This is a genomic window from Asanoa sp. NPDC049573 (genome assembly GCF_040676615.1).
In the GTDB taxonomy this organism is placed as follows: Bacteria; Actinomycetota; Actinomycetes; order Mycobacteriales; family Micromonosporaceae; genus Asanoa.
In genome coordinates, this window is sequence record NZ_JBFAPI010000041.1 from 16,428 (window position 1) to 27,363 (window position 10,936).

The window sequence follows — 10,936 nt, forward strand, 5'->3', positions numbered from 1 at the left end:
CCCCTACCCCGACCCACGCCATCAGGCCGGCCCGGACAAACAGCCCCCAACGGCGCGGCACCACCCCTGCCCCGACCCCGGCCCACGCCATCGGGCCGGCTAGCGGGGCGGACGGCTGCCTTGCTCGCCCCCGAGACAAGCGATGCGACCTGTCGGTCGAAACCGCGCTGCTAGCCGCCCGCCACCGAGGGGAGGACCTGGATCTCGGCGCCGGCCGGGACTGGGGTGTCGAGGCCGGCTGAGCGGCGGCAGTCGTCGCCGTTGATGTAGATGTTGATGTAGCGGCGGAGTTCGCCCTGTTCGTCGCGGAGGCGACGGTCGAGGCGGGGCCAGGTTGTCGCCACCGCGTCGAGGACCGAGCGGAGTGAGCCCGCGGCGTCGATGGTCAGGTGGCTCTGGCCCGCCGCCTCGCCGCGGAGGACGCCCGGGAGCAGCACCGTCACCGCGGTCATAGCTCGGCCGCCCGCACGGATAGGACGTCGGGCAGGTGTGCGGCCACCGGGACCCAGGACTCGCCCTCGTCGCGGCTGGACCAGACCTCGCCGGAGCGGGTGCCGAAATAGACGCCGCCGGGGGTGGCGTTGTCGGCGCACATCGCGTCGCGCAGGACCGTCGGGTAGAACGGGGCGGTGGGTAGGCCCGCCGACAGGGCCGTCCAGGAGGTGCCGGCGTCGGTCGAGCGGAAGACCCGGCAGCGGTGGTCGACCGGGAAGCGTTCGCTGTCGGCGGCGAGCGGGAAGGTCCAGAGGGTCGACGGCCGCGCCGGATGGGTGACGATCGGGAAGCCGAAGTCGCTTGGCAGGCCGTCGGCGATCGAGGCCCAGGTCGCACCCTCGTCGTCGGAGCGGTAGACGCCGCCGTGGTTTTGCGCGTAGAGGCGGGTCGGGTCGCCGGCGTCGCGGGCGACCTTGTGGACGCACTGCCCGAACTCGGGGAACGGGTCGGGGAAGAAGCCTGCCCGGATGCCGGTGTTGCCGGGCGACCAGGTCTGGCCGCCGTCACTCGTGCGGTAGACGCCGCCGGTCGACATCGCGACCAGCACCCGGGCCGGCTCGGTCGGGTGCGGCAGGATCGTGTGGATCGCCTGGCCGCCGAAGCCGGCGCCCCACTCGGGGCGGTGCGGGTGCTCCCACAGGCTACGGACCAGGGCGAACGTGTGGCCGCCATCCTCGGAGCGGAAGAGCGCCGAGGGCTGGGTGCCGGCGTAGACCACGTCGGGCTCGCCGGCCGGGCCGGGCGTGAGCTGCCAGACCCGGACCAGGGAGGCGTCGGTGTCGGCGGGGAAGGCGACCGGCGCATGGTCGGGCTCGGACCAGGTCTCGCCCAGGTCGTCGCTGGTCGCCACGCTCGGGCCGAAGTGTGAGCTGTCGACGCCGGCCAGCAGGCGCGGCACGCCCCGGCGCTGGTCGATGCCGACGGCATAGATCGAAGTCATCGGGAAGCGGGGACCGCTGACCTGCCAGTCGACCCGGTTGTCGCTGGTCGCCAGGAAGAGGCCCTTGCTCGTGCCGATCGCGAGGAGGACGGTCATGGGCACGAGTATGCGCGCGACCACCGACAGAAAGGGCGCGAAGGGAAGGTGCCAAAATGGCCGACATGAACCGGGTACGTTTCCGTCCGCATCAGTCGATCTTGATTGCCGCGTTTATCGCCTTCGTTGGTGTTCTCCCGATCGCGTTCGGCCCCAACCTGCCGGGTGACGCGGTCTCGGCCGACGGCGGTACGCCGGTGCGCTGGGCCTTCGTACCCCTGCTGCTGATCCCGATCGCCGTTTTTGTCTGGGTTCTTCGGTCTGGCACCGACGCCGACGCTTCCGGGCTGCGGGTGCGTGGGCTGCTCGCGACCAAGCGCATCCCCTGGTCGGAGATTCGCGAGCTGGCCACCGACAACCGCGGGCGGGCGGTCGCCCTGCTGCGCGACGGCTACGCCGTCAACCTCGCCTCCGTGAAGCAAGACGACGTGAGCCGGCTGGTCGCGGCCAGCGGCAACCCCATCGTCTGGCACAAGAACAAGAACGAGGATCAGTAGCCGGCGACGACCTCGTTGGCCAGCTCCTCGCCGGCCACGAACCGGCGGAGCTGCGAGCCGACCAGCCGGTAGGCGCGCGGGTGCAGGCCCCGCACCGAGCCGGCCACGTGCGGCGTGATCAACACGTTCGGCAGGTCCCAGAGCGGATGGTCGGCCGGCAGCGGCTCGGGCTCGGTCACGTCGACCGCCGCCCCGATCCGGCCGGATGCTGCCGCCTCGACCAGGGCCGCCGTGTCGGCCACCGGGCCGCGGGCCGCGTTGACCAGCAGCGCGCCGTCTTTCATCGACGCCAGGAAGCGCGCCGAGATCAGGCCCCGGGTCTCGGCGGTCAACGGCACGATCACCACGACGACGTCGGCCTCGGGCAGCAACGAAGGCAGCTCGGCGACCGAGTGGACACCCGAGCGGGCGGTACGCGCGACCGACGTCACCGACACCTCGAACGGAGCCAGCCGGGCCTTGATCGCGGCACCGATCGAGCCGGCGCCGACGATCAGGACGTGCTTGCCGGCCAGCTCGTCGGTCGGCGCATAACGGGCATAGGACCAGGCGTGTCGAGCCTGGGCGCGCGCGAACCCCGGGAACTCGCGCAGGTAGGACAGGATCGCCGTGAGCACCCACTCCGCGGTCGACGAGTCGTGCACGCCGCGGGCGTCGTGCACCGTCACGCCCGGCGCGAGGTGGCCGAACCAGGCGTCGGCGCCGGCACTGAGCAGTTGCACCACCCGCAGGGCCGGCATCTTCGCCGCCAGTTGCACGGAGTCCGCCTGGGCCAGGAACGGCGGCACCCAGAAGACGACGTCGGCCGGGTCGGACGGGAGGCGGTCGGGTCGCTCGGCGACCTCCAGCGTCACCGAGGGCGGCACCGGGCCAAGCAGCGCGCGGCCGTTCTCGTGGGGGATCCAGACCTTCACGCCGCTCACGCTACCGTCAATCGGGCAGTGGGAGATCGACCCGGGTCGCCGGCTGGATGAGGTCGTAACCGGACACCACCGACGCGGTGTAGCGAACACCATGCGAGTCGAGGTACGAGCGCACCGCCGCGCTCTCCGCCGAGTCCACCGGCAGCGCGAACGTCCGCGTCGGGGCGGCCGCGACGGCGTCCCGATAGGGCCGGAAGCGGTCGAAGCCCGGCGTCAGGTCGGCCGCGATCACCGCACAGCGCACCCGCTCGGCCGAGATGTAGGCGACGTAGTCGCAGGTCCAGTACTCCGAGTAGACCAGCGTCACACCCCGCCGGTCGAGTTCCGCGAGCAAACCCACCTGCCGGTCGTCGACCGCCTTGATCCGCGGCAACTCGTGCACCACCGAAGCGGTCGCCACCACCGCGGCCAACGCCACCACGGCCAGCCCGGCCGCGCCGAACCAGCGCGACACCCGGCCCAGCAGAAGAGTCCACAATGGCCACAGCACGGCCGGCGTCGAGATCAGCAGGCAGTGCAGATAGCGGCCGCTCTCGAGCGGGGTGTTGCCGGCCGCGTTGCTGCGCACGTACATCAGCAGGCTCACCAGGGCGGCGAGAACGAGGGCCAACCGGCCCGCGGCCAGTCGCCGATCCGTCCGGACCAGCCGCCACGCGCCGTAGCCCGCCACCGCGAGGAGCACCAGCCACGCCGGCCCCCACCAGAGCTGCCACGGCTCGCACCGTCCCGGCGCACACATGCCGGTCGACAGCGGGATGCCGGTCAGCACGCCGCCGTGCAGCCGATCGGCCCACGACGCGTCGGGTCCACCGCCGTTGAGGCCGAGGAACGTCGGCACCGCGCTGTGCCGCCACGGCGAGGTCAAATCATGGATCAACAGCGGCGCGGCGCCCAGGACGGCGCCGCCGGCCAGCGCGATCCAGGACCGCCGGGACGCCTTCTTCATCAGGAGTACGCACGACGCGGCGGCCAAATAGGGCAGGACCAGCCAGTCGACCCACAGCATGAGCCCGGCCAGCAGCCCGAACGCGGCGTAGCCAAGGGTCCGCGGTCGCCGCGGCAGGGCGACGGCCAGCAGCATCAGCGCCGCACCGGCCGCGTTGATCTCCGGATATCCGCCGCCCGAGATGACCTGATTTTTCAGGACACGGTCGGAGCCAAGAGCCAGGATGCCCACGACGACCGTCGCGAACCACGGCGTGTAGAGCCGCCTCGTCAGCCCCCACATAGCGGCTAGGAACCCGACATACAGCAACAGGTTGGGCAGCCGCAACGCCAACACCGACCCGTGCGCGAAGGCCACCAGCGGCGCCGCGAGGTAGGCCTCGAGCGTGCCCATGTAGTTCTGCCCGTAGAAATAGACCGGCAGCCCGCGACCCTGTGCGATGTGCAGCGCGGCCAGGCCCATCGTGCCTTCGTCGCTGTTGGTCGGCGGGGCGCCGGCGAGCATGACCGCCAACCGGTAGCCGAGGCCGGCCACGCCGAGCAGGATCGCGACCGTCGCCGCGGTACTGGGCCGGCGGCGGCCAGACGCTGGCGACGCCGCGGGCGTGGAGGTCTCGGCCCCGGTCAGGATCGCCACGCCGGGCAGTCTCTCACGATGCCGGCGGCGCCGTCGGTGACCGGTGCGCCAGAAGATCACCCACGGGCGGCTGGCCGGCCCGGATCCGGCTCCGGAGCAGCGCGGTGACCGCCAGGCTGGCCAGCGCCGCGACCGTCATCGCGGTCGCCGCGCCGGTGACCTCCGCCACCGAACCGGTCGCGCTGGCCCCGACCGCCTGGAAGCTCATCCGCCCGCTGCTGTCCAGCCCGAGTGCCTGACCGCGCAGGGCCTCCGGGGTGATCTCGACCAGCCGCTGCTGCAGCCCCAGCGTCCCCGCGTACCCGAACGACGCGACGAACACCGCCGCCGCGCCGACCACCGGGCCGGGATGCAGGAAGAAGAGGAGGTACGGCACGGCCAGCAGGGTCTGCAGCGGGGTGATGAACCGGTCCAGCATCGCGGCCGGCACGAACCGGCCGACGACCAGGTCGCCGGCGAGCATCCCGGCCGCCCCGGCCACGAACAGCACCGCGGCCAGGTCACCGGCGTACGGGACGTACATCGCCTCCGCTCCGACGATCAGGCCGTTGGGCAGCCAGGCGGCGAGCAGCACGGCCCGGATCCCCGGGTCGCCGAACAGTGCGCGGTTGCCCCGCCAGGTCGCGGCGACCCCGGCCCGGCCGGCGGCCCGCGGCGGCCGGGTGTGCAGCCCCAGGTAGGTGACCAGCGCCGAGATGGCGATCAGCACGGCGGCGACGGCCAGCGCGCGCTGCGGCCCGAGCGTCGCCAGCAGCGTGCCGCCGGTGGCGAACCCGATGATCTGCATCGCGCCGACGGAGACGTTGAGAGTGGCCCGGCCGAGCACGTAGCCGCCCGGCAGCACGTCGACGATGATCGCGGAGCGGACCCCGCCGCTGAGCGCGTCGACCACGCCGAACGACATGATCAGCAGGAGCATGCCCCAGACCGGCAGCACGCCGGTGGCGAGCAACACCGCCGTGAGGGCACGCGCGAGGTCCCAGCCGGCGAGGAAACCGCGCGGGCGCACCCGATCGGCGTACGCCAGCAGGGTCATCGCACCTAATGCCTGTGGCAGCAGGCCGCCGAGGAACGCGAGGGCCGACAGGAGCGGTGAGCCGGTCGAGGTGAACACCAGCGCGGAGAGCGCGAGCATCTGGACGGTCTTGCCGGCGACCGAGGCGGCGTTGCCGGCGAACAGCGCCCGGAACTCGCGGCTGGCGAAGATCTCGCGATAGGTGGTCACGCTCCGCACGATCGGCCAGCGACAAGCGCGGGCGGTAGAGTTTCGTCCGGAGACGAAAATGACCGTGGTGAAAGTCGACCCGACCGACCTGGCCAACACCCGCTTCGCGCTGTCGCCCATGGTCGAGTTGGTCGGCGCGCTGATGGTGCTGGCCACCCGGGGAGCGCCGAACGCCGCTCAGGCGCCCTGGGTGGCCCGGCACCGCCCGGTGTTCGACGCCGTCGCCGCGACCGAGCCCACGCTCGCCGCCCTGCTGGCCGTGCTGCGCGGTGCCCGCTGGACGCCCGACTTCCTGGTGCCGCCACCGTCCGGAATGGACACCACGTTCGCGGCCGAACTGGCCCGGGTGCGGGCGACGCCGCTCGACCGCGTACACCGCGATCTCGAACTGACCGCACTGGCCGGCCCGCACAACGCCGGTCGGCTCGGCGACGCCCGCCGGCCGCCACCCACCGCATTCGCCGCTGCGGACGCGCTCGATCGGCTCGCCGGCGCCCTCGACGCGCTCTGGACGCGCGCGCTGGCACCCGACTGGCCGGTGCGGCGGGCACTGCTGGAACGCGACGTGGTGCAGCGCGCCGGCCGGCTGGCCACCTACGGTTGGGCCCGCGCGCTGGCCGGGCTGCGCCCCGGTTTCCGCTGGCTCGACGGCGGCGCGATCCAGGTCAACGACTGGGACTCACCGCCGTACGTCGTCGGCGGCGCCGGTCTGGTCCTGGTGCCCTGCGGCTTCGGCCGGGGCTGGATCAGCGCCGACCCGGACGCGGGCTACGCCCTGGTCTACCCGGCTCGCGGCATCGCGGCGCCCACCGACCGCCCCGCCGCCGACGGCCTCGACCGCCTGGTCGGCGCGGCCCGGGCCCGGTTGCTGCGCGCGCTGGACGAACCGGCGAGCACCACCCACCTGGTCGGCGCGCTCGGCATGACCCTCGGCGCGGTCGGCGACCACCTGGCCGTGCTGCGCGACGCCGGCCTGGTCACCCGGACCCGCAGCGGCCGTTCGGTGCTCTACCGCCTCACCCCGCTCGGCGCGGCGCTGGCCGCCGGCCCCTAGGCTTGTCGCCGTGGGTTTCACCGTCGCAGAAGCCAACGGCGTGCTGGCCGACAACTTCGCCCCGTGGGTGCGCGATCTCGGCCTGCTGGTCGAGGAGATCGAGCCCGGCCTGGCCACCCTGCGGCTGCCCTGGTCAGACCGGCTGGCCCGGGAGGGCGGCGCGATGAGCGGCCAGGCGCTGATGGCGGCGGCCGACACCGCGACCGTCATCGCGATCTCCGCGGCGCGCGGTGGCTTCGTGCCGATGACCACTGTGCAACTGTCGACCACGTTCCAGCGACCGATCGCCGGGGTCGACGTGCGGGTGCTGGCCAAGGTCACCAAGCTGGGCCGCACGCTGGCCTTCGCCGACATCACCCTCACCCCCGACGGCGCGAGCGCACCAGCGGCGCAGGCACACACCGTCTACGCCCTGCTCGGCTGAGCCACCCGGGACATCTGTCGGCGTAACTTCGCGCGCGGGACGCTCGTTGTCGATATGAGGCGCGGTATCTTCATCGCCGCGACTCCCCGGCCCCTCCACCCAAGGGGATGACCACCGTGTCATCTACGCCCCCACAGCTGCCCCGGTTCGTGCGGATCGTCGTCGTTGCCGGGCCGCCCACAGCGGCCCTGGTCATGCTGGTCTGCGCGGGCGTCGGGGCGATACCGGCGCTGACCGCGATGGCGGCCGCGACGGCGCTGACGGCCGCCGTCGGCACCACCCGGCTGGTCCGCCTGGCCCTGCGCATCCACGCCCGGGTTCACTCGTTCGGGCCATGCCGCGGCGCCGGCTACCTCGGCCTCGGCGTGCTGGCCACCGGCCTGTCGGTGGTGCTGCTGCCGGTCGCGCCGCGCGATGCCCGCGAGCCGATCGCCACCGTCGGGCTGGCCTTCGCGGCCGTGCTGTACGCGATCGGCCTGCTGCTCCTGCCCGGCGCCGCGACCACCACACACGCCCGCCTGCGCCGCGTCTTCGACGGGGCGAGCCTGGGCATCAGCATCGCGTTCGCGGTCTGGCTGCTGCCACCACAGGGCGGCATGCCGGCGTCGGCCCTGGCCGCGGCCCTGATCTCCTCGTTCGGCCTGGCCACGACCACGGTGATCGTGCTGCGGACGGTCAGCTACCGGCGGGCGGCGTGGCTGTGCGGCTCCGGCGTCGGCGCCGCGCTGGGCGGGGGCGGCGCGCTGGCGATCATCCTGGCGTACCAGGCACCGACCTGGGCTCTGCTGGTCGCGGCCGCACCGGTGGTGATCAGCCCCGCGCTGGTGCTGGCCGGGGCGGCGCGCACCGAATCCGGCGTCGAACCGGTGCCCGTCGGCGAGCCCGAGTCGCACCTGTCCGCGTACCCGTTGCTGACCATCCCCGCGACGGTGGCCACCCTGGCGGCGGCCTGGCACCTGATCACGGTCGGCGAGTTCGACAAGACCTCGATCGTGCTCGGCCTATCGGTCATCCCGACCGTGGTCGCCCGCGAGGTGTTCGCGGTCGCCGACGTCCGCACCTACGCCAAGCGGCTGTCCATACAGGAGGCCCACTTCCGCTCGCTGGTGTCCGGCGCCGGCGACCTCACGATGGTGGTCGGCGAAGACCTGCGGGTGGCCTGGCAGTCACCGGCCGCCGCTCGGCTGTTCGGGCTCTCCGACGCCGACGTGGTCGGGCGCCCCTTCCCCGACCTGATGCACCCCGAAGACGCGGCCGACGTGCTGTCGGTGCTCAACCAGGTGCTGTCCGACAAAGACGGCGCCGAGGGTGCCCGGCCGACACTGGTACCCGCCCGGTTGCGCGACGGCCACGGCAGCTGGCGCGACACCGAGTCGACGGTGAGCGACCAGCGCGGTATCCCCGAGGTGGCGGCCCTGGTGGTGCACATCCGCGACGTCGGCGAGCGCCGCCACCTGGAGCGGACGCTGCACAAGCTGGCGTTCACCGACCAGCTCACCGGCCTGGCCAACCGCCGCGAACTGATGCGCACGATCGCGACCCAGCGGTCGGTCGAGGGCCACCGGGGCGCGCTGCTGGTGATCGACCTGCACGGTCTTGCGGGCGTCAACGACAACCGCGGCCGCGAGGTCGGCGACGCGGTGCTGATCGAGGTCGGCCGCCGCCTGCGGGCGACGGTCGGCAGCGACGACGTTGCGGCCCGGCTGGCCGGCGACGAGTTCGCGGTGGTCACCGTCGAGGGCCCGGTCGTCGCGTACGCCCTGGGCACCAGGCTGTTGACCGCCCTGACCGAGCCCTACCTGCTGCCCGGCGCCACGGTGCACATCTACGTCAGCGTCGGCCTGGCCGAGCTGGCCGGCGGCGACGGCGTCGACGACGTGCTCCGCCGGGCCGACCTCGCCCGCCGCCGAGCCGGCCAGCTGGGTCGCAACCGCATCGAGTGGTACGACGCCTACCTGGAAGAACAACTCGTCCGGCGAATGGACCTGGAGCGCGAACTACCCGGCGCCGCCAGCCGAGGCGAACTCGACCTCGTCTACCAGCCGGTCCTCAACCTGCACGACGGCGCACCGGTCGGCGCCGAGGCCCTGCTGCGCTGGCGCAGTCCGCCGCTGGGCACGGTGCTGCCCAGCGAGCTGCTCCCGGTCGCGGAAGACCTCGGCATGATCGGCGAAATCGGCCAGTGGGTGCTGCAGAACGCGTGCCGCCAGATCGCGTCGTGGGACCCGCGGTTGTGGCTGTCGGTCAACGTCTCGCCGCTGGAATTGGCCGCACCCGACTTCGTCGGCCAGGTCGCCGCGACCCTGGTCGCCAACCGCCTCGCGCCGGAACGCCTGGTGATCGAGATCGCCGAGGCCCGGGTCGGCGCCGACACCCCGACGGTGGTCACCCAACTCGCGGGGTTGCGGGCGTTGGGCGTACGGACGGCGCTGGACGACTTCGGCGCGGCGCAGGCGAGCCTGGCCCACCTTCGCCGCCTACCGATCGACATCCTCAAGGTCGACCGCGCCCTGGTCGGCGAACACGGCGCCACCCGCCAGAGCGGCGGCATCGCCAAGCCCCTGATCGACGTCGTGGTCAGCGTCGGCCGCCGCCTGGGCATGGAGATCATCGCCGAGGGCCTGGAATCCGGCGCCCAGGTCGAACAGGCCCGCGGGGCCGGCTGCCAACTGGGCCAGGGCTTCGCGCTGGCCCACCCGTCCCCGGCAGAACGCTTCGAAGCCTTCCTGGCCGAACGCCTACCCCAACCCAACTAACCAAGATCAAAACCAGCCCTCCCCCAACTCCGCCGCCAGCGCGACCGCCCCTCCCGCGGCGGAGATCAACTTTGTCCCACCATGCGCGCCAACGCACGCGGCTGGAATGCTGGCCGCCACTGTGCAGCTCGCCGCGATCTGAGTCCTGCTGGCCGCGATGGTCACGTCCCGTCGCCGTCAGCGGAATTGCGCTGTATTCCGGCCGGCAATCGAGATCAACTTCGTCGCGCGAGGGATTTGTCGGCGTTTGGCGGGCGGGGATGGACGTTGCCTCGGTCGGTCGGCCGTGGCGGGTCGGGATGGACCTTGCCTCGGTCGGTCGGCCGTGGCGCGTCGGGAGGGACGTCGCCTCGGTCGGTCGGCGGGCGGCGCGCGCGTATCGCGGACGCGGCAGCGAACGCACCGCATGGTCCCCGTTCCGGCCACAGGAAAGACTCGGGGCCGCTGCCGCCCGCAGCCCGACCACTTGATGGCCAACCCCAGCCACCGAGATCAACTGCGCCGCCAAGGCACGACATCGGCAGACCGACCCCGAAGAAGACCACGGCTAACCCGGCGATCCCGTTGCCACCCACCCGCAAGACGGCGAAGAAGGGTGCCACGGCCTCGGCCTTCCGGCGGTGAGCAGCACGATCATCGCCGACGGCGGAGTCGCCCGATCGGGCACCCAGCGCCCCGCCGCGACGGGATTCCTGCGCGCTGCGGCCAAATCAACCCGCCACCCCGACCGTGCTCTGCCCGCCGGGACGAAGCACCCGACCCAGCCGCCGCCGTACCCAGCGGCATCAACCGACGCGGATGTCCCACCGCGAACACCGCCAATGGACTGTGTCCCCCGCACCGTGATCGTTGGTCGCGGCCAGCGACTGCGTCAGGTCCGGGGAGGGTGTCATGCGCTGGAGCGTAAAAGCGCTCTCCCCCAGCCCGTAGCTCCAGCGCATGAC

At 72.9% G+C, this 10,936-nt stretch carries 9 protein-coding genes; 4 read left to right on the forward strand and 5 right to left on the reverse strand.

The window, feature by feature from the left end; genetic code table 11:
- Window positions 1-170: 170 nt before the first annotated feature.
- A complete protein-coding gene (locus tag AB0J74_RS38385) occupies window positions 171-452 on the reverse strand; it encodes a ubiquitin-like small modifier protein 1 (RefSeq protein WP_363458072.1) in 282 nt (93 codons plus the stop codon).
- A complete protein-coding gene (locus tag AB0J74_RS38390) occupies window positions 449-1,531 on the reverse strand; it encodes an exo-alpha-sialidase (protein ID WP_363458074.1) in 1,083 nt (360 codons plus the stop codon). The genes AB0J74_RS38385 and AB0J74_RS38390 overlap by 4 nt, the downstream gene beginning before the upstream one ends.
- 56 nt (window positions 1,532-1,587) lie before the next feature.
- Here AB0J74_RS38390 and AB0J74_RS38395 point away from each other — a divergent pair, with 56 nt between their 5' ends.
- Complete coding sequence (locus tag AB0J74_RS38395) at window positions 1,588-2,028, forward strand: PH domain-containing protein (protein ID WP_363458077.1); 441 nt, start codon at window positions 1,588-1,590, stop codon at window positions 2,026-2,028.
- Here AB0J74_RS38395 and AB0J74_RS38400 read toward each other — a convergent pair.
- The 3 genes from AB0J74_RS38400 to AB0J74_RS38410 are packed head-to-tail and all read right to left on the reverse strand — an operon-like array spanning window position 2,022 to window position 5,758.
- Entirely contained in the window at window positions 2,022-2,942 is a 921-nt protein-coding gene (locus AB0J74_RS38400; protein ID WP_363458079.1) for a 2-hydroxyacid dehydrogenase, read from the reverse strand. The two genes, AB0J74_RS38395 and AB0J74_RS38400, sit on opposite strands and share 7 nt — an antisense overlap.
- 16 nt (window positions 2,943-2,958) lie before the next feature.
- Window positions 2,959-4,533 (reverse strand): hypothetical protein, encoded by a 1,575-nt coding sequence (locus AB0J74_RS38405; RefSeq protein ID WP_363458081.1) that lies wholly within the window; start codon window positions 4,531-4,533, stop codon window positions 2,959-2,961.
- Window positions 4,534-4,546: 13 nt separating this feature from the next.
- A complete protein-coding gene (locus AB0J74_RS38410; RefSeq protein ID WP_363458084.1) occupies window positions 4,547-5,758 on the reverse strand; it encodes a hypothetical protein in 1,212 nt (403 codons plus the stop codon).
- 58 nt (window positions 5,759-5,816) lie between these two features.
- On the opposite strand from AB0J74_RS38410, the gene AB0J74_RS38415 reads away from it, so the two are divergent.
- The 3 genes from AB0J74_RS38415 (at window position 5,817) to AB0J74_RS38425 (ending at window position 9,992) form a co-directional block, all read left to right on the forward strand.
- Window positions 5,817-6,812 (forward strand): helix-turn-helix domain-containing protein, encoded by a 996-nt coding sequence (locus AB0J74_RS38415; protein ID WP_363458087.1) that lies wholly within the window; start codon window positions 5,817-5,819, stop codon window positions 6,810-6,812.
- A 10-nt stretch (window positions 6,813-6,822) separates the two neighbouring features.
- Entirely contained in the window at window positions 6,823-7,236 is a 414-nt protein-coding gene (locus tag AB0J74_RS38420) for a PaaI family thioesterase (RefSeq protein WP_363458090.1), read from the forward strand.
- A gap of 116 nt (window positions 7,237-7,352) precedes the next feature.
- Window positions 7,353-9,992 (forward strand): EAL domain-containing protein, encoded by a 2,640-nt coding sequence (locus tag AB0J74_RS38425; protein ID WP_363458092.1) that lies wholly within the window; start codon window positions 7,353-7,355, stop codon window positions 9,990-9,992.
- Window positions 9,993-10,936: the final 944 nt, after the last annotated feature.